This is a genomic window from Providencia alcalifaciens (genome assembly GCF_915403165.1).
GTDB classification, from domain to species: domain Bacteria; phylum Pseudomonadota; class Gammaproteobacteria; order Enterobacterales; family Enterobacteriaceae; genus Providencia; species Providencia alcalifaciens_C.
The window spans coordinates 2,677,239-2,695,553 of sequence record NZ_OU659204.1; the positions used below are offsets into that span (position 1 = coordinate 2,677,239).

Below are 18,315 nucleotides of genomic sequence, written 5' to 3' on the forward strand. Positions count from 1 at the left end.
GATGCCCAATTTACTCGAAGCTAAAAATCTCAGTTATCGAATTAATAACCGAACATTAATCGACGATATCAGTTTGTCTATACAGCAAAATCAAATGGTTGTGATTATTGGTCCTAATGGTGCCGGTAAATCCAGTTTACTGAAATTGCTCACAGGCTACACATCTCCCTCTCAAGGTGAGTGCCAGCTAGAAGGTCGCCCATTACCTGAATGGGAGCCTCAAAAGCTAGCTAAAAAACGCGCCGTAATGAAACAGCATAGCCATTTACAATTTGCTTTCAGTGTTGAGGATGTTGTGGCGATGGGAAGAACGCCTTACGGTTCTGAACATAAGCAGCACGCCATTGATACTGCAATGGAGCAAACCCATTGCACCCCACTACGCCATCATGATTATCGCCAATTATCCGGTGGTGAACAGCAGCGTGTTCAGCTTGCTCGAGTGTTAGCTCAGTTATGGCAACCGGAGCCAACACCAGCCTGTTTATTTCTTGATGAGCCCACTTCAGCCCTTGATTTATACCACCAACAGCACAGTTTACGGCTATTGCATCAGCTTACCCGTGAAAAACCACTCGGGGTTTGTTGTGTATTGCATGATTTGAACCTCACCGCACTCTATGCCGATAAAGTGTATCTTATTCATCAAGGGAAATTAGTTGTGGCTGGAACGCCACAAGAAGTATTGACTACCGAGAATTTAACCCAGTGGTATCAAGCTGATTTAGGAGTGCAAACGCATCCAGAAACGGCAACCCCTCAGGTTTATCTGCGCCATTAATAAACAACCGCGGCTTTCATCATGCTCTATCACATCATGAAGACCGCGGCTTAACATCATAATAAATTGAAGTATTTATTTGGCTTAGGTGGCATCGGTAGTTGCTTAGCGTCAATCATGTCGAGGGCATTGCGTTCAAGCCCCGTACATAACGCATTCAGTGGCAAGCTGTTGTCTAATACATCAAATGGATCTTCCAGTTGTTCCGCTAATGCGTCCCACGCTAAAAACGTATAGGAAACAAATACTGAAACCAAGGGAGTCATGTAATGTAAATCCCCTACCAGTGCAAACGGCAATAATGTACAAAATAAGTAGACCGTACGTTGCAGGATCAATGTATAAGCGAAGGGGATCGGCGTATTCGAAATACGTTCACAGCCGCCTAGGACTTCAGATAACCCGTTCACATCTTTATTGATGGACTGAAACAGAACATCACTGATCAGATTGTTATCCCGTAACGCCCCCACACTCAAACCAATATGCATAAGAATTCGGCTGGTGGGAAAAGGGCTTTTAATAACATCTAAAAAAACATCTCGCGGCAATAAACGATACAAATCGATATTTGGATTAGTGCGTCTAAGTTCGTGATTTAAGCTCCAACTAAATGCAATCAGCAGATTAGCAAATGTACGATGCGCTTCAGGATCATTCGGTAATAATCCTTTTATATTTCTTAAAATATTACGTTGGTTGGTTAATATTGCACCCCAAAGCGTTCTTGCTTCAACTAAACGGCTGTAGCAGGCGTTATTACGGAAGCCCAAAAAGATAGCTATCGCTATCCCTAATAAGCTAAATGGGGCTATTGTTAGATGTATTCCTAATTGCTCGTACCATTGATAGATTAAAATAGCGACAATGGACATCATAATATTAAGCGATAATCTAAAGGTGATTTTAGACAACACGGAACCGTGCCAGTCGAACAACCTAAAGAACCAGTGTTGATGCGGGCGAATGACCATAAATTAATAATAATTGAAAGGATAGTTATGTGTGATGATTATCACATAAATTATTTCAGCAATCCATATCTTGATGAGCCCATCCATTTACGCACCTTAAGCTAAATAGCTTAGTAATGGACTATTTAATTTTTTATCTATTCTATCTCATATTTATTATTTTCCATTTTTTTAATATTTCAGGTATTGACTCAGGTTGATTTATGATTAATTTAATTCAGTCAATACTAGCATTTGAAATACTTATTTAATTCAAAATTAATTTCTGAGTAAATTAAACAATTGATATACAGCAAGCGAATATAATCAACTGATTAATTTATGGCTATATTTTGACTAAATATCAGCTAACTAGCGTTTCATTAAGTCAAATCCTTAAGGAACTCTTAATATTAGCAATAATATTACCGTTATCATTTAATCAGCATTTAAAAAATGATTAATATAATTCCAATTATAAAAAATTAATAAAATCTTAATTTATTAAGAATGGTTGCTTGTTTATGAAAAAAACAGAATATTTCCTAAAAAAATTCCGCACGCTAATCGTGAGTGACAAAAGTTATCTCACGAACAAATTTATTAAAAAATTAGGGTATTACCCTAACTTTAATGCGCCGAAAAGTTTTAATGAAAAAGTGAATTTCCGTATGATCCATGACCGAAATCCACTACATAGTCAATTCGCTGATAAACTCGCAGTGCGCGATTATGTTACGCAAACCATCGGTCAAGAACATATCGTTCCGATTCTCGCCACTTATCAACATGTGGATGAAATCGATATTGCAAAGCTGCCCCAACGCTTTGTATTGAAATGCACCCACGACAGCGGCAGCAGTATTATTTGTACCGATAAATCACGGTTTGATTTACAAAAAGCCAAAGATAAGTTGTCATTCCATTTACTCAAAAATCTCTATTACATTACTCGTGAACGTCATTATAAAAATATCCCTGCGCATATTATTTGCGAAGAATATATCGATTTGTTTGAGCAGAAAAAGAGAAAGCTAGTACCCGAAACCTGTCGCATTCATTGCTTCTCGGGTAAACCAGTCTACGCAGAAATCGATTATGCCGACGAAGATGGCACCGAGTTTATCAACCTTTATGATACGGAATGGCAATTACAACCTGTGAGTTTTGGTTATCCTCAAATGCTAGAACCGGTCAGTGAGCCAACACAATTTAGGGAGATGCTAAGACTGGCTGAAATTTTAGTGACGCCATTTGATTATTGCCGAGCTGACTTTTTAATGGCAGAAAATAAACTCTATTTTAGTGAACTCACCTTCGCACCCAATGCGGGACGTACCGTGATCAGCCCACTCTCTTGGGACTTTAAACTTGGGGAGTTATGGGAGCAGAAAATCACAACGCCAAACATGCTTCATTCACGCAAGCCTGAGCTCGCTATCGCCAACCTCAATAAGAAAAAATAGCCATAAAAAAACGCGCTACTCATTCAAGATAGCGCGTTTTTTATTTTCATTGCCAATGGCAGCTATTTATCAAACCCGGTCAGTTTGCCAATACACTTGCCTTACGACGTAAACTTGCAATCAGCATATAAATTGCCGTCACTAACAGCACAATAAAGAAGAAATTCGTTAACCCGCTATGTTGTTCTGACAAGGTACCCGCCGCAATAGGTCCCATCGCAGAGCCCACGCTATAACTAAATAACATCACTTGGGTCGCTGCCACAATAAATGACGAATCCAAGTTATCGCACGCTAAAGTAATCGCAATCGGATACAAGGCAAATGATGACATTCCCAGCAGAGCTAGCGCCACAATCATCGCCACATAGTCTGATGAAATATAAATCATCCCCATCGCGAAAACACCTAACAATGAAACCATGGCTAATAATAAGGTTTTGCTCATCATTACCGACAACTTACTGATCACTGGCTGTATTAACATGCCACCCAAAATAATGGATGCCATCAAAACGCCAACTTGATCCGTCGTAAAATTATCTTTTTTCAGGGATAGCGGCATTAACCCATAAATGGTTCCCATCACAATACCGGATACCATACAGCCTATAATGGCTGGCTTACTTAAACGAGTGATCTGCTTAAATGATAATTTTTGATGCAAGCCACTTGCCGGCTGCCCTTGGCGTATCAATAAAGGCGGTAAAACTGCCACAAGCAGTAAACCGAGTACCACAATAAAGGGAACAACCCCCTGGGTGCCAATCACACCAATAGCAAGCTGCCCGAGTGTTGTTCCCCCATATAATGAGGTCATATAGAAACTCAGTCGTTTTGCTCGCTCTTTTGGGTTATCGCCAATCAATAACCAAGATTCCACCACGACGAAAATCCCTGCCACCGCAATACCCGCAATTAAACGGTTTGGTAGCCAAGCTTCAATAGTCGGTGTCCATGGCAGTAAAACAACCGTTGCTGCCAACATTAATAGGAAACTAATAAAGGAGAGACGGTGACCAATTTTTGCGATCACAGGCTCAATCATCATTGAGCCAACTAATAAACCAATATAGTAGGCACTCGCTAACCAGCCTGCATATTGCGTATCAATGCCAAAGCTACCCATCGATAGCGGGATCAAGCTCATCAGGTAACCTGAAGCAATAGCAAATAGTGTTAAGCCTGCAACAGGTACAAAGGTATTGTCGCCTTTACGCATTAACATGGTGGACATTTTCACGTCCTACTCTCCAAAAATAAGATAAATATTGTGCGCTGCAGACGTCGATACTCACGGTAAAATCATTCATAAAAATGAATATATTTTAGCGACTAGTGCAGTGATGAAATTAAATAGATGAGGCCAATTTGAGCGCAATATAGATCTTTCGAGGCGGGAATGACAATGAGAAAAACTAATGATGACTAGTAAATTTATTTATGTGAGAAAAATCACGTTTTTTTATGCAGTAAAACCCCTTAAAAAACCGCCATAAAAACACACAATCAATTTATTATCAATAAGATAGCCAAGAACATCCAAAATCCCTATCGTTACTTTTTGAAACAAAATCTCCTACTCCCATTCCCTCTTTCAAAATATATTTATCACTTTTCTTAAAAAGAAATCTATTCAAAACTCATTTTGCTAATTAATTAGCCTCAAGCTTATTAATATACTTAATTAGTGGTATTCATTATCCACCCCTCCATTTTTATAAATTATTATTATCTTTTTTTAATAATTGTCTTCTAATTGCCCTCTAATTTCGAGTTGTCTTCTAACTAGTTTTTGCTGTGGCAAGGCGGTAAGCATCAGTTAGCCTGGGGAGCATACATGAGTATGTGACTCAGGTAACTTATGCGAAACCAACACCGCCACAGTGAAAACTAGGACGAAGCAACACAGCTACAGTGAAAACTAGGACAAAGACAGGCGACGCCATAAAGTCGTTCTACTGATTCCTAAATACTCCGCCACCGCCTTACGATCCCCATTAAACCTTGCCATCACTTCCTCTAGCGTCTCGGTTCCTTCCTGAGACTTTGCCGGATTTACCTCTGTTCGCCTTTCTGGTGATAGCATCTTGAGCATGTCTGGGTTGATGCTTTTATCTGCATAGGCACTACAATAGAGTGCGACACGCTCCATTAAATTACGTAATTCTCGTACATTGCCTGGCCATAAATAGGAAAGAAAAAAGTCTCGACAGCTGAGAAGTTGCTGAACTCTAAAGGCTGGAAGAGGCAGTTGTAATCCGGCAAAAGCGAGTTTCAATAATCGCTCTGCAAGCGTGAAGATATCCTCGTTACGCTCTGATAATGCGGGAACTTTCATGCGAAGGACACCTAATCGATAGAAAAGGTCGCCACGGAATCTGCCTTGCGCTACCCATTCATCAAGGTCGCAGTGGGTCGCACAGATCACACGAACGTTAACCTGTAGCGGTCGATAACCCCCAACTCGTACCACGGAACGTTCTTCCAACACACGCAATAACCGAGTTTGTAACGCTATTGGCATTTCACCAATTTCATCAAGAAAAAGGGTTCCGCCATTCGCCAATTCAAACAACCCTGCCCGGCCGCCACGACGTGAACCAGTAAATGCGCCTTCTTCATAGCCAAACAGTTCAGCTTCCAATAATGTTTCAGGAATGGCACCACAGTTAACAGCCACAAATGGCATTTGCTGTTTACTGCGTTTTTGCTGATTAAACAAGCTGTATTCGTGATGAATAGCTTGTGCCACCATCTCTTTTCCCGTGCCACTTTCACCTTGTATTAACACCGTGGCATCTGAACGGGCATACAACATAATGGTTTGACGAACTCGCTCCATTGCAGGTGACAAACCAATCAGGTCATTAATCGTGTGTCTAACTTTTGCTGTATTCTGCTGAGGGTAACGTGATTGTTCAGTCACATGGCGGTGGGACATTCTGCTGAGTTCGATAGCATCAGAAAAGGCTTGTCGAATGGTCTGTGTGGAGTAGATAAAAATCCCTGCCATCCCCATTTCTTCAGCGAGATCTGTAATTAATCCCGCCCCCACAACGACGCTTATCCCCATGGCTTTTAGTGCTTTAAGTTGCGCTCGAGCATCTTCGGCGGTGACATAACTGCGCTGTTCAATCTGTAATCCAAAACTATGTTGAAACTGCTCTAACGCAGGGATAATTTTTTGATAACTAATAATGCCGACTTTATCGCTAATTTCTCGCGCTTTCGCTAATGCTTGCATCACATCAAAGCCGTTAATATTCACAATAATAACAGGAACCGAAACATGACTTTTTAAATAAGCCCCATTGGAGCCTGCACTGATAATCGCGTCACAGTGCCCTTCTTTTAAACGGCGTCGAACTTCTTCCGCAGCGTGCTCGAAACCCATATTCAGTGGAGTGATGTCTGCTTGTGCACTAAATTCAGGGCTAATATCACGAAACAGCGTGTAAAGACGAGACACTGATACCGTCCAAATAACGGGTTTTTCCATTGTTATTCTCCTCCGCCGGGTTTGCTCTGTTCTGGGTTTGCTTCGCACTTTGATGTTTCATTTTTGTTTCATGAAACAATATATCGATTCAATGAAACGTTCTAACCAATTAGTTAAAAAGTGGCTTTCTTGTCACATAAAAATAAAGGTTTTTATCTTATTGATATTTAAGATCTAATAACAATTTTTGTTTTTCCTTCCAGACTGGCACATCAATTGCTATCTAACTATATTAAGTAAAAGTCATATCGTTAATAACAGTCATTTACAACTGATTAACCAACTCTGAGGTGTTTATGTCTAGCCGTTCTGCAGGTCAAAAATTTCGAGAGGCCGTTAACAGCGAATCCCCTCTTCAATTGGTCGGCACTATCAATGCAAACCATGCACTCCTAGCTCAACAAGCTGGCTATAAAGCCATTTACTTGTCTGGCGGCGGCGTTGCTGCTGGCTCATTAGGGATCCCCGATTTAGGCATTTCTACGCTGGATGATGTGTTGATTGATATTCGTCGAATTACTGATGTCTGTGACTTACCGTTAATGGTGGATGCGGATATTGGCTTTGGCCCTTCCGCATTTAACGTAGCCCGTACCGTCAAATCGATGGCGAAAGCAGGTGCTGCGGGGCTGCATTTGGAAGACCAAGTCGGTGCAAAACGTTGTGGACATCGCCCTAATAAAGAAATTGTATCTACGCAAGAGATGGTTGACCGAATCAAAGCCGCAGTTGATGCCAGAACAGATGAAAATTTTGTCATTATGGCACGAACTGATGCGCTGGCCGTTGAAGGGCTTGAGGCCGCTTTAGAGCGAGCAAGTGCTTACATCGAAGCGGGTGCCGATATGCTGTTTCCCGAAGCAATTACTGAGTTAGGGATGTATCAGCAATTTACTCGTCATACGCAAGTACCTGTATTAGCTAACTTAACTGAGTTTGGTCAAACTCCGTTATTTACTTTGGATGAGCTACGGAGTGTTGGCATCGCTATTGCCCTGTACCCACTCTCCGCTTTTCGCGCCATGAACAAAGCCGCTGAACAGGTGTATACCACTTTGCGTCAGCAAGGTACCCAGAAAAATGTCGTGTCACTTATGCAGACCCGTGAAGAACTCTATAAATCCATTAATTACTATCAGTATGAAGAAAAGCTGGATGCGTTATTTTCACAGAATAAAAAACGTTAATCCCTTTTCTAGCACCACATAAACCATCAATAGAGCAAGTTGTAATCTCTTCTGCCCCCTACAAGGAATCAATGATGAATGAGCAACTTAACAGTACTGGATTCAAGCCAAAAAAATCGGTCGCCTTATCAGGTGTAACCGCTGGCAATACTGCACTTTGTACCGTGGGTCGAAATGGTAATGACCTCCACTATCGAGGCTATGATATCCACGATTTAGCCACTCAGTGTGAATATGAAGAGGTGGCTTATTTACTGATCCACGATAAACTTCCTAACCGCACTGAATTGTCGGCGTACAAAGAAAAACTTAAGCCCCTAAGAGGCTTGCCGACAAATGTAAAACAAACATTAGAATCCATTCCTGCCAATACGCACCCAATGGATGTCATTCGTACTGGCGTTTCGATGATGGGTTGTGTATTACCAGAAAAAGATGTGCATACAGTCGCTGGAGCTAAAGATATTGCCGACCGATTACTCGCGTCTCTGGGTTCCATTTTGCTGTATTGGTACCACTTTAGTCACCATGGTCGCCGAATTGAAACCATGACTGACGATGACTCCATTGGCGCACACTTTTTACATCTGTTACACGGTAAAAAACCTTCTGCTCAGTGGGAAAAATTCATGCATATCGCCTCTATTTTATATGCAGAACATGAGTTTAACGCCTCGACATTTGCAGCTCGCGTAATTGCTGGAACAGGCACCGATTTCTACTCCTCAATTACAGGCGCTATTGCGGCATTAAGGGGACCGAAACATGGTGGTGCCAATGAAGTCTCATTAGAAATTCAGCAACGTTATGCCTCTATTGAGGAGGCTGAACAAGATATTATGGCCCGAGTTAAAAACTCAGAAGTCATTATCGGCTTTGGTCACCCTGTATACACCTTGGCGGATCCCCGCCATCCAATCATCAAATCCGTCGCTCTGCAGCTTTCAGAGCAAAGTATGAATCGGCATTTGTATACCATTGCAGATCATATTGAATCCGTTATGAAACGTGAAAAAAATATGTTTCCTAATCTCGATTGGTTCTCTGCAGTGGTTTATCACTTAATGGGGGTCCCTACTGCGATGTACACCCCATTATTTGCTATCGCACGGATTGCCGGATGGTCAGCTCATGTGATTGAACAACGCCAAGATAATAAAATTATTCGCCCTTCAGCCAACTACACGGGCCCAGAAAATAAACTCTTTGTTCCCATTGAACAGCGCTAATTAAGGTAAAAATAATGACCACGCAAAATCAAACGGCTCCACATGTTCAATTTGATAAAGTGATGACGGACATTGTCGATTATGTTCTTGATTTCCCTATCACTTCAACGTTAGCTTACGATACTGCCTATTATTGTTTACTGGATACGCTAGGCTGTGGAATGGAATCCCTTGAATATCCGGCTTGCAAAAAGTTATTAGGCCCTATAGTTCCAGGTACACACGTCCCAAATGGCACCAAAGTTCCCGGAACACAGTTTCAATTAGACCCGGTGCAAGGGGCATTTAATATTGGAACCTTATGCCGCTGGTTAGACTTCAACGATACTTGGTTAGCTGCGGAATGGGGACATCCCTCCGATAACCTCGGTGGCATTTTAGCCACAGCCGATTGGCTTTCCCGTGAAAATCTCGCTAAGGGCAAAAAACCGTTAGTGATCCGTGATGTCCTCACCGCCATGATCAAAGCTCATGAAATTCAAGGCTGCATCGCCCTCGAAAACGCGTTTAATAAGGTCGGTCTTGACCATGTTATTCTGGTCAAAGTGGCCTCAACTGCGGTCGTGGCTCAAATGCTAGGACTCTCCCGGGAGCAAATTCTCAATGCGGTTTCCCTTGCATGGGTTGATGGTCATAGCTTGCGTACCTATCGACACACGCCAAACACAGGCTCCCGTAAATCATGGGCAGCAGGTGATGCCACCTCTCGTGCAGTTCGCTTGGCGCTTATGGCGCAAAAAGGCGAAATGGGCTATCCAACCGCATTAACCGCAAAAACATGGGGCTTTTACGACTCTCTGTTCCGTGGTCAACCGTTTAAATTCCAGCGACCTTATGGCTCTTATGTGATGGAAAATGTATTGTTCAAAATTTCTTTTCCGGCAGAGTTTCACGCTCAAACCGCAGTTGAAGCCGCTTTACAACTGCATGAGCGCCTTAACTCAATGGGAAAAACTGCTGACGATATCGAGTCTATCTCAATTCGTACCCATGAAGCTTGCGTGCGCATCATTGATAAACAAGGCCCATTACAGAACCCAGCAGACCGCGATCATTGCATTCAATATATGGTGGCAGTTCCGCTTATTTTTGGTCGCCTCACTGCATCTGACTATGAGGATAGTATCGCTCAAGATAGCCGAATTGATGCGCTACGTGCCAAAATGCATTGTCATGAAGACCCTCAGTTTACGCAGGATTATCATGACCCGGAAAAACGCTCTATCACCAATGGTCTGACTATCACATTAAAAGATGGGCAAACCTTGAATGAGGTCGTGATTGAATACCCTGTTGGCCACAAACGCCGCCGCTCAGAAGGTATGCCACTATTACTCAAAAAGTTCAGAACCAACTTAGCGCGCCAATTCCCAGAGGCTCAACAATTGCGAATTTTATCAGCATCATTGGATAAGCCATTGTTTGAGAATATGCCTGTTAATGAATTTCTCGACTTATGGGTGATTTAGTTTTGTTATTTTTTTGATTTACAGACAGTCAAAGGCTCCACGCTATCGAATACCATTGACTGTCTGTTCATTGCAAATACCACGGTTTATGGCATTTGTGGCACAAGTGTAGAAATATCATCTTGTCCCGTGACAATATTTTCCGCTGGAACTAATGACACCATCACTTCTTCTCTTAACTTTTCGACCTCTTCATCAATCTCTTGACGCATTTCTGGTGAACATTTTTCTAATAACTCGTTTAACGTAGCCATAACCCCTCCGGTTTCACTAAGTGGGATGCATATTCTGCATCTGCTGATTTAATCAACTTGATATAAAACTGATTTTCATCACAACCTTTTTTATTGCCTGCACATAACACAATTCCACAACTTCTTGGATCAAACGCAAAACAGACTCGAATGGGTACCCCCGAAACTTGGATCCTGAGTTCTTTCATATGAATAAATTTAGAAAGTTGTAATCTATCTGCATAAGGGCGTCCTAAATGGGGCCCATATTCAGAAAGGATCAAAAGCATCGAAAGTACCTTCTTTTTCACTTGATAGTTTTGAATTTCTAACCAATCGTCAAACAAAATCCTCGTTCTTATCGTCCATGTCAACAAAACAAATCTCCTTACTTTAAGAAAAAAACTCAACTCTCTGGTTATTAAGAAAAACTCATTTTCTAAAAAAATAAAAATCAAATAACCGATTAAACACGGGACATGGCTGTTATAACCAAAAAATTAAGTAGATTAAATAAAAAAAGAAACTCGATAAAATGAATGGAATGCGCTTCGCAGAAATCGTGGCAAGAATAAAACAGACGAGATAATATCAAAGTAAATTATTAAGTTTTATTTGCTTATTTTAATTGTAATAAAAACAAAAAAGCCCCAGTTTACTCAACTAGGGCCTCAAATACGTAGGTTTAGGAATTTACTTTAGCAATCTCGCTCTCACTGATTTGCCTTTGATTTTACCTTGCTGTAATTGCTTCCACGCTTTGTTTGCCACTGATTTTTTAATCGCAACGTAGGCATGAATTGGGTGAATCGCGATTTTACCAATATCATCACCTTCTAGACCAACGTCACCGGTCAATGCGCCTAAAATATCTCCAGGACGTATTTTCGCTTTTTTACCGCCATCTAGGCATAAGGTTACCCATTGGGCTTCTAATGGCGTAATGCGTAGCCCTGTCGGCTCAGCTAGCCAATTCAGCTTCATGTTAAGCATCTCTTCGAGCACATTTGCGCGTTGAGCTTCTTCTGGTGAGCATAGGCTTATTGCTAAGCCGCTTTGTCCTGCACGAGCTGTACGACCAATGCGGTGAACATGCACTTCAGGATCCCAAGACAACTCAAAGTTAATCACCATTTCCAATGCTTTAATGTCTAAACCCCGAGACGCCACATCCGTCGCAACTAAAACTCGGCTGCTACCATTGGCAAATTGGACTAAGGTTTGGTCTCGATCACGCTGTTCCATATCACCATGCAATACTAAGACACTTTGACGGCTATCCATTAGAGCATCATATACCGCCTGACAATCCTTTTTTGTGTTACAAAACACGACACAAGAAGCCGGCTGTTCACGGCTTAGTAGCTTTTGCAGTAAATCAATTTTGTCATGTCGAGACACTTCATAAAACTGCTGTTCCACATCAGGTAGTTCGTTAACAGAATTGATTTCAATGGTTTGTGGATTATTTTGGATGCGTTGGCTAATTGTCGCAATACTATCCGGCCATGTTGCTGAGAATAAAAGTGTTTGTCTATCTTCTGGTGCGAAAGAGATTACTGCGTCAATATCATCCGCAAACCCCATATCTAACATGCGGTCAGCTTCATCAAGTACCAGTGTCTGTAAATGATCTAACTGCACCGTTTCTTTATGTAAGTGGTCAAGCAAACGTCCCGGTGTTGCCACTAAAATATGAGCTGCATGTACTAAAGAATCACGCTGAACACTAAAAGGTACACCGCCACATAAGGTTAAAATTTTGAGGTTAGGAATATAACGCGCTAAACGACGTAATTCATTCGCGACTTGATCCGCTAATTCTCTTGTTGGGCATAAAACAAGGGATTGTGTATTAAAGTTTTTTGCATCAATACGTTGTAATAGCCCTAGGCCAAAAGCAGCCGTTTTTCCACTCCCTGTCTTAGCTTGAGCTCGCACATCTTTGCCAGCAAGGATAGCGGGTAATGCCGATTCTTGAATTGGGGTCATGGTTAAAAAGCCCAATTCATTGAGATTGGAGAGTTGCTCCGCAGGAAGCGCATTTAGTTCAGCAAATGAAGTCACAGTTAACATTCCGAATAAAATAAAAGAGATCATCACGAGGGATCATAGCCCCTCGCACATGATACTAAAAAATAAATTGATAGCGAGTTTGGCTGGTATAAATATGATTAGCTTTGGCAATAATAGGGTTTTCGCCATCTGATTCTGTATGTTCTAAACCATCAAATGGGTATTGTGGAGCCAACACTACCCCAGAGAATGGCGTATAGGTTTTGCTTTTACCTAAAACGGAGATTAAATGGTTCCCCGTATACAAATGGATTGCAGGTGATGTACTCACCATATTCATTTGCACATCACCATTGGGAGAGCCCAATGTCGCCACAATTTGTCGCCCATCAACGACTGACTCATCAAACACAAAAGTATGGTCGTATCCACCTACCGCTTGTTGCTCTTCATCTTGTAAAAAGTCAAAACCAATGCGTTTCTTTTTCCTAAAGTCGAAATAAGTGTCAGTGACTTCACGCCATTCCCCCGTTGGGAGCCCTTCACTATCCTGCGGCAAGAAATACACAGCCTGCATTTGGAGATCATGCTCAAATGCAGTGCGATCAGACTGTTCACCCGCAAGATTAAAATAGGTGTAATTAGTCAAGTTAACAGGGCAATCTTGGTTACATTGATATCGGTAATTAATGACCACTTGGTTATCGTCAGTGAGCTCATAATGCACTTCAACTTTTAACTCCCCCGGAAAACCTTGGTCACCATCAGAAGAGACAAGGGTAAAAATCGCTTGCTGCTGGTCAGGCTGAGCGATTGACCATACTCGATAACTGAAGTTATCATTCCCACCATGCAGACAATGTGCACCTTGATTATGTGCAAGTTGATACTTACATCCTTCAAGGTCAAAAGTGGAATTTGCAATGCGATTTGCGACTCGCCCTACCGTTGCGCCAAAATAGACTCGCTGCTCCATTTGAGCAGCCATATTAGGTGAACCTAAAATGATATCGCGTTTACCACTCGCCAACGGTAATATACAGCTCACCCAGCTGGCACCTAAACTACTCAAAATAACTTTCAGTCCCTGTTTATTTGTGAGTGCTACGACCTTCGGTGTGCGTAGAGTGTGACGTTGTTGCTTGGTAAACTGCATTTTTCCTTAATATTCCTTATATTTCCACTTATCGTGTAACCAACATAATTTAACAATAATAAAACGAATTCTCGATAACGTAAAAAGAAAAAAGCTGAGCGCATAATACGTCAGCTTTTTCAAAAATGCTTAATACTTATTCTAGGAATCAATGCAAACAATCTTTATCGTAAGGATCTAAGTGGGTCATAACATCCAGTATTTGTGGATTTTTCATTAACTGTTTCCGTACGTTCACAGCAATATCATGCCCTTCTAGAATTGTCATTTGGCCATCTAATTCTAAGTGAACATCCACGAGGAAAAAGTCGCCAGATTTGCGTGTTTTCAAATCATGGAATCCTTTAACGCCCGGAATACCTCGAAGAACATCGCTGATTTGTTCGAGTGTTTCTTCATCAGCCCCTTTATCCATTAAATCTTGCATAGACTGATAAGTGAATTTGAACCCCATACGGAAAACGAATGTCCCCACAATTAAAGCGGCAATGGGGTCAAGAATGCGGATACCGCATAAACTACCAATAATCCCGATAGCGACCACTAATGAAGAGGCTGCATCAGAACGTGCATGCCAAGCATTCGCCACTAACATGCTTGAATTTACTTTATTTGCCACATGGAGCATGTAGCGGAATAAGCCTTCTTTCGCAACCAAAGCTGTTAGTGCAGCGACTAATGCAATCGTATGAACTTCTGGGATTAAGTCTGGGTTAATCATTTTTTCGACCGCGGACCACCCCATCCCCACACCTACGATCAACAAAATAATCCCTAAAATAAGGGATGCCCCATTTTCATAACGAAAATGGCCATATGGGTGGTCAGCATCAGGTTTTTTATGACTTTTTTTATTCGCAATAAGGACAACAAAGTCTGCAACTAAATCCGAAAGTGTATGAATACCATCAGCAATTAATCCTGATGAGTGAGAAAATATACCGACAATAATTTGCCAAATAGACAACAGTGTATTTACAGCCACACTGATCAATGTACTTTTTTTTGCGGCTTTAAATTTCTCTTGTTGTAATTCGAATTCATTTTTCCCAGAAGCTGGAATTTCATGTTTATGCATAGTTTATTTTCTTAATGAAAAACAAAATAATTATCATTTAAATATAGTTTATTTTCAATGACTTAATTGACCTCAATGATATTCTCATATTATTTGTTAAATGTCCCATAATAAATTGTAAACAATTGATTTCATTGATTGAGAATGGTTATTCTTTATTTTTCTATCCCTGATAAGGTAAAATGCCATAATCAGATAAAAGCCATAAATAGAAGATATTCATGACTAGCCTATCCTCTATTATAGATAGAGTGTAGGTTTATCTTTATTAGATAGCCATTCTCCTGTGAATCCAACGTCACAAAATCATAAGTGTAATATGACTTATAAAATGATAGGTATATAATCAAATTAAAATAACAAATGAAGAGGTGGCTATGTATAAGAAAATATTGGTTCCTATTGATCTGTTAGAAGATGATTTAAATTCAAACATCATCAAACATGTGGAAGATTTGGCAACACTAGGTAAGCCTGAGATTCATTTTTTCTCGGTGATCCCGAGTGTAGAATTGTTTTTTGGTATTGAAGTCGCTATTTTACCTGAAAGTCATAAAAATTCGGCTGAGCGTGCAACACTCGCAATGCGGGCATTAGAAGAAGTGATCAAAGATACTAAAATTCCAGACTCTCAAATTACATGCCAAGTAAGCATTGGTTCAGCAAAAGATGAAATTTTAGATTACGCAAAAACCATTAATGCTGACCTGATTGTCGTCGGTTCTCATCATCCAAGCACATCCACTTATTTATTAGGTTCGACTGCATCCGCCATTGTGCGTCATGCTCAAACATCAGTGTTTGTCGTTCGTTAATCTAAAGCTTATAAAATAATAATGCCGCACCAAAGAAAACTGATGCGGCATTTTTATGCATTATTTCTTAGCAGAGTTCATTAATTTATCGTCTGTCGACCAAATACGGTATTTCACTTCCATATCTTTTGGCGCATAAACAACAATTGGGAGTTTGCTGTTATAACGAACAAATGCCTCATCACCTAACTGAGTGGTAATAAAGCGATCTTTTGCAGGTTCGCTACACGCCATCAACGTTGAAGCTGGTCCTTTCACTTCCTCTAGCTTGTAATAGTTGTAACCCCAACCCTCTAAGGTTTTTTCTTCTAAATCTCCTGAGAACCATTGACGGTTACAATCCGCTTTGATGGTTTTACCGATAACCAGCTCAACCATGTAGTCATATTCATTTTGCTGAGTATCAAGCTGGATCACATGACGAGTCATACCCGATTCTGCTTTCGGGTATGGCGCGATCTTTCCTAAATCTTCAGTCGCCATTGCACAAGAAGACACTGCCACCGCAGCCATTACAGACAAAATCGCTTTTTTCATCATAAAATTCCTATTGGTAAAAAAATAACAACATTAAAAACTAGGGTTTGATACATAGTAGGTCAATTCAACCACTTTAATCACTATAGATGATTCTTAATTACAAAAATATAGATAACTCATTAATCCTTTAGTGATAATACTTAATATTAGTATAAGGATCATAAAATTAATAAAAATTATGTAAATCTCCCCCAGAGATATGTACATAAAACAATCAATGGTTATACTGAAAGTGAGGCTTAATTCATTCTGAGGAGGTAGTATGTTATCTGCTGATCAAGATTTAGTTTCACAATTAATCTCCACACATCCCCGCTTTCAATCTCTCTATGAGAAGCATCACCAGTTAGATAAAGAAATTAGCAAGCTTGAAGGGCCTTCAGGTGCCGGCTATAACGAACAGGTTGCCAAACTTAAAAAAGAAAAACTACATCTAAAAGATGAAATGCAGAGAATAATGCAAACCAGTCGATAAGGTGCCTTTAAGCTACAGATAATCTTACTTTATCAAGTAACATTGGAGTCTTAGCTTCAGTGCATTTGGCTCCAATAAAGCTAGCTGCAAGACAATTGACGATAATTCAGTGTTAATGGCATAAGAAATTTCTCTTATGCCATTTTTGTTATTAATAAGGGCAAAAAATGCTTTTATATTGATTTAATCGTCTATGAATAATCACCTTAAAGATATATATTAAATATACCTTTAAATGTGGGGAAGCGATGATGGTGGGTAAAAGAATATCTCGGGAAATCGTAACGATAGACAAAATGATAAAAATCTATGAAAAGGCGCACCCTGCTCCTGCAGACGCTCCTGAACATTACCAAACACTTTTTTCCTATGCGATTAAACGCCTAAAAAAATGCCGTTATGGTGAAGAGAAACCAGCCTGTAAACAGTGTCCTATACATTGCTATCAACCGAAGCAACGTGAGCAAATGAAAATTATTATGCGCTGGGCTGGACCAAAGATGCTTTATTGTCACCCCATCTTAGCAATCCGCCATCTTATTGATGATAAAAAACCAGTCCCCGAATTAACACCAAGAAAACGCACAACATCTAATAGGGGTGAATAACTCTGAGTGCAAAATATTTCACCAAACCAATAGTAGATAACACACCCGTAAAAACTAAATATCCTATGTAAATGTTAAAGATATTTAACCACTAACTATTCGTCTAAATCTTCGATTTATTTTCATTATCCTATTGGTTTTTTGTCACTTTTTAAAACATCACTAATCCGACATTCAATTTCTGACAAACAAAGTCTATTTACTTAAACACATCATAAACATTCCCCTTTCCAAAAATGACGTTCTTATAAAAATTAGTAACCAATAAAAATTAATAATCAAAAACCATGTTTATAAAAAACCAAAAAACCATAACCCAAACCTATACATGTTAAAAATGAGATTTAAATCTCAATATTTAACTTAAATAAAGGATTTTGAGAAAAATAACAAATCTTAATGATTTAAAATATTAATTGATAATGAGACTAACTATAAAAAACATTAGATAAATTTATTATTGATGCTTTTAACGAATGTATCCCAAATGATTTATATCGCTATTATTTATGATAAAACACAAATAATGACTACTTACCTTTAAAAGACAAAAAAACAACAAAAAAGCGTAAAAAAACATAAAATATTAAACCCTGCAAAATATATAAAAACCAGAATTTAAAACTATAGTTACCGGTAACCTTCAGAACAAACGAGTGGAGCACTAAATGATTCACTCGAAATAACCGATGAATGCAAGCCAATACATCGTAAAAACCATATTTTGAAACATTTATTAATACTTTAATTTACGATATGACATATAAAAAAACAGCTCATATAATTTTAATCATCAAAGTTATAGTG

17 protein-coding genes are annotated in these 18,315 nt (G+C 39.9%); 8 read left to right on the forward strand and 9 right to left on the reverse strand.

The window, feature by feature from the left end:
- The first annotated feature begins 1 nt into the window (after nt 1).
- The gene (locus LDO73_RS12305; RefSeq protein WP_224058147.1) at nt 2–781 is read left to right on the forward strand and encodes a heme ABC transporter ATP-binding protein; all 780 of its coding nucleotides are present in this window, start codon (nt 2–4) and stop codon (nt 779–781) included.
- A gap of 56 nt (nt 782–837) precedes the next feature.
- Here LDO73_RS12305 and LDO73_RS12310 read toward each other — a convergent pair whose 3' ends face one another.
- Complete coding sequence (locus LDO73_RS12310) at nt 838–1,755, reverse strand: bestrophin family protein (RefSeq protein WP_224058148.1); 918 nt, start codon at nt 1,753–1,755, stop codon at nt 838–840.
- 503 nt (nt 1,756–2,258) lie between these two features.
- Between LDO73_RS12310 and LDO73_RS12315 the strand changes: the two genes are divergently transcribed.
- On the forward strand, nt 2,259–3,200 hold the full coding sequence (locus LDO73_RS12315) for an ATP-grasp fold amidoligase family protein (protein WP_224058150.1): 942 nt from the start codon (nt 2,259–2,261) through the stop codon (nt 3,198–3,200).
- Between the two features lie 79 nt (nt 3,201–3,279).
- Here the strand turns inward: LDO73_RS12315 and LDO73_RS12320 are convergent, their stop codons facing one another.
- The gene (locus LDO73_RS12320) at nt 3,280–4,422 is read right to left on the reverse strand and encodes an MFS transporter (RefSeq protein WP_224061182.1); all 1,143 of its coding nucleotides are present in this window, start codon (nt 4,420–4,422) and stop codon (nt 3,280–3,282) included.
- A gap of 702 nt (nt 4,423–5,124) precedes the next feature.
- Complete coding sequence (prpR, locus tag LDO73_RS12325; protein WP_263422572.1) at nt 5,125–6,702, reverse strand: propionate catabolism operon regulatory protein PrpR; 1,578 nt, start codon at nt 6,700–6,702, stop codon at nt 5,125–5,127.
- Between the two features lie 296 nt (nt 6,703–6,998).
- Between prpR and prpB the strand changes: the two genes are divergently transcribed.
- The 3 genes from prpB to LDO73_RS12340 all read left to right on the forward strand — a co-directional run bounded on the left by prpB (nt 6,999) and on the right by LDO73_RS12340 (nt 10,587).
- A complete protein-coding gene (prpB, locus tag LDO73_RS12330; protein WP_224058154.1) occupies nt 6,999–7,889 on the forward strand; it encodes a methylisocitrate lyase in 891 nt (296 codons plus the stop codon).
- Nucleotides 7,890–7,963: 74 nt separating this feature from the next.
- Nucleotides 7,964–9,118: a bifunctional 2-methylcitrate synthase/citrate synthase gene (gene prpC, locus LDO73_RS12335; protein ID WP_224058157.1), complete on the forward strand. Its 1,155-nt coding sequence runs from the start codon at nt 7,964–7,966 to the stop codon at nt 9,116–9,118.
- Nucleotides 9,119–9,132: 14 nt separating this feature from the next.
- Nucleotides 9,133–10,587 (forward strand): bifunctional 2-methylcitrate dehydratase/aconitate hydratase, encoded by a 1,455-nt coding sequence (locus LDO73_RS12340; RefSeq protein ID WP_224058161.1) that lies wholly within the window; start codon nt 9,133–9,135, stop codon nt 10,585–10,587.
- 86 nt (nt 10,588–10,673) lie between these two features.
- On the opposite strand, the gene LDO73_RS12345 is transcribed toward LDO73_RS12340, so the two are convergent.
- The 5 genes from LDO73_RS12345 to LDO73_RS12365 form a co-directional block, all read right to left on the reverse strand.
- A complete protein-coding gene (locus LDO73_RS12345) occupies nt 10,674–10,841 on the reverse strand; it encodes a hypothetical protein (protein ID WP_224058163.1) in 168 nt (55 codons plus the stop codon).
- On the reverse strand, nt 10,829–11,110 hold the full coding sequence (locus tag LDO73_RS12350) for a type II toxin-antitoxin system RelE/ParE family toxin (protein WP_336431844.1): 282 nt from the start codon (nt 11,108–11,110) through the stop codon (nt 10,829–10,831). Before LDO73_RS12350 ends, LDO73_RS12345 begins: the two co-directional genes overlap by 13 nt.
- 403 nt (nt 11,111–11,513) lie before the next feature.
- Nucleotides 11,514–12,887, reverse strand: a complete 1,374-nt coding sequence (gene dbpA / locus LDO73_RS12355) for an ATP-dependent RNA helicase DbpA (protein ID WP_224061184.1) — start codon at nt 12,885–12,887, stop codon at nt 11,514–11,516.
- Nucleotides 12,888–12,951: 64 nt separating this feature from the next.
- Complete coding sequence (locus tag LDO73_RS12360) at nt 12,952–13,992, reverse strand: galactose-1-epimerase (protein ID WP_224058165.1); 1,041 nt, start codon at nt 13,990–13,992, stop codon at nt 12,952–12,954.
- Nucleotides 13,993–14,140: 148 nt separating this feature from the next.
- Nucleotides 14,141–15,070: a cation diffusion facilitator family transporter gene (locus tag LDO73_RS12365; RefSeq protein WP_224058166.1), complete on the reverse strand. Its 930-nt coding sequence runs from the start codon at nt 15,068–15,070 to the stop codon at nt 14,141–14,143.
- A 377-nt stretch (nt 15,071–15,447) separates the two neighbouring features.
- Here LDO73_RS12365 and LDO73_RS12370 point away from each other — a divergent pair, with 377 nt between their 5' ends.
- The gene (locus LDO73_RS12370) at nt 15,448–15,885 is read left to right on the forward strand and encodes a universal stress protein (RefSeq protein WP_224058168.1); all 438 of its coding nucleotides are present in this window, start codon (nt 15,448–15,450) and stop codon (nt 15,883–15,885) included.
- 60 nt (nt 15,886–15,945) lie between these two features.
- On the opposite strand, the gene eco is transcribed toward LDO73_RS12370, so the two are convergent.
- Nucleotides 15,946–16,422: a serine protease inhibitor ecotin gene (gene eco, locus LDO73_RS12375; RefSeq protein ID WP_224061185.1), complete on the reverse strand. Its 477-nt coding sequence runs from the start codon at nt 16,420–16,422 to the stop codon at nt 15,946–15,948.
- 265 nt (nt 16,423–16,687) lie between these two features.
- Here eco and LDO73_RS12380 point away from each other — a divergent pair, with 265 nt between their 5' ends.
- Both LDO73_RS12380 and LDO73_RS12385 read left to right on the forward strand, forming a co-directional pair.
- Entirely contained in the window at nt 16,688–16,900 is a 213-nt protein-coding gene (locus LDO73_RS12380) for a DUF465 domain-containing protein (RefSeq protein ID WP_036951125.1), read from the forward strand.
- Between the two features lie 251 nt (nt 16,901–17,151).
- Nucleotides 17,152–17,508, forward strand: coding sequence for a nitrous oxide-stimulated promoter family protein (locus tag LDO73_RS12385; protein WP_224061186.1), 357 nt, complete (start codon nt 17,152–17,154; stop codon nt 17,506–17,508).
- Nucleotides 17,509–18,315 lie beyond the last annotated feature (807 nt).

Coding starts and splice junctions, on each gene's coding strand:
- eco (WP_224061185.1), bottom strand. CDS start 16,422: ATGAAAAAAGCGATTTTGTCTGTAATGGCTGCGGTGGCAGTGTCTTCT.
- prpB (WP_224058154.1), top strand. CDS start 6,999: ATGTCTAGCCGTTCTGCAGGTCAAAAATTTCGAGAGGCCGTTAACAGC.
- LDO73_RS12385 (WP_224061186.1), top strand. CDS start 17,152: ATGGTGGGTAAAAGAATATCTCGGGAAATCGTAACGATAGACAAAATG.
- LDO73_RS12350 (WP_336431844.1), bottom strand. CDS start 11,110: ATGCTTTTGATCCTTTCTGAATATGGGCCCCATTTAGGACGCCCTTAT.
- LDO73_RS12365 (WP_224058166.1), bottom strand. CDS start 15,070: ATGCATAAACATGAAATTCCAGCTTCTGGGAAAAATGAATTCGAATTA.
- LDO73_RS12360 (WP_224058165.1), bottom strand. CDS start 13,992: ATGCAGTTTACCAAGCAACAACGTCACACTCTACGCACACCGAAGGTC.
- LDO73_RS12340 (WP_224058161.1), top strand. CDS start 9,133: ATGACCACGCAAAATCAAACGGCTCCACATGTTCAATTTGATAAAGTG.
- LDO73_RS12320 (WP_224061182.1), bottom strand. CDS start 4,422: ATGCGTAAAGGCGACAATACCTTTGTACCTGTTGCAGGCTTAACACTA.
- LDO73_RS12310 (WP_224058148.1), bottom strand. CDS start 1,755: ATGGTCATTCGCCCGCATCAACACTGGTTCTTTAGGTTGTTCGACTGG.
- LDO73_RS12370 (WP_224058168.1), top strand. CDS start 15,448: ATGTATAAGAAAATATTGGTTCCTATTGATCTGTTAGAAGATGATTTA.
- LDO73_RS12380 (WP_036951125.1), top strand. CDS start 16,688: ATGTTATCTGCTGATCAAGATTTAGTTTCACAATTAATCTCCACACAT.
- LDO73_RS12305 (WP_224058147.1), top strand. CDS start 2: ATGCCCAATTTACTCGAAGCTAAAAATCTCAGTTATCGAATTAATAAC.
- prpC (WP_224058157.1), top strand. CDS start 7,964: ATGAATGAGCAACTTAACAGTACTGGATTCAAGCCAAAAAAATCGGTC.
- prpR (WP_263422572.1), bottom strand. CDS start 6,702: ATGGAAAAACCCGTTATTTGGACGGTATCAGTGTCTCGTCTTTACACG.
- LDO73_RS12345 (WP_224058163.1), bottom strand. CDS start 10,841: ATGGCTACGTTAAACGAGTTATTAGAAAAATGTTCACCAGAAATGCGT.
- LDO73_RS12315 (WP_224058150.1), top strand. CDS start 2,259: ATGAAAAAAACAGAATATTTCCTAAAAAAATTCCGCACGCTAATCGTG.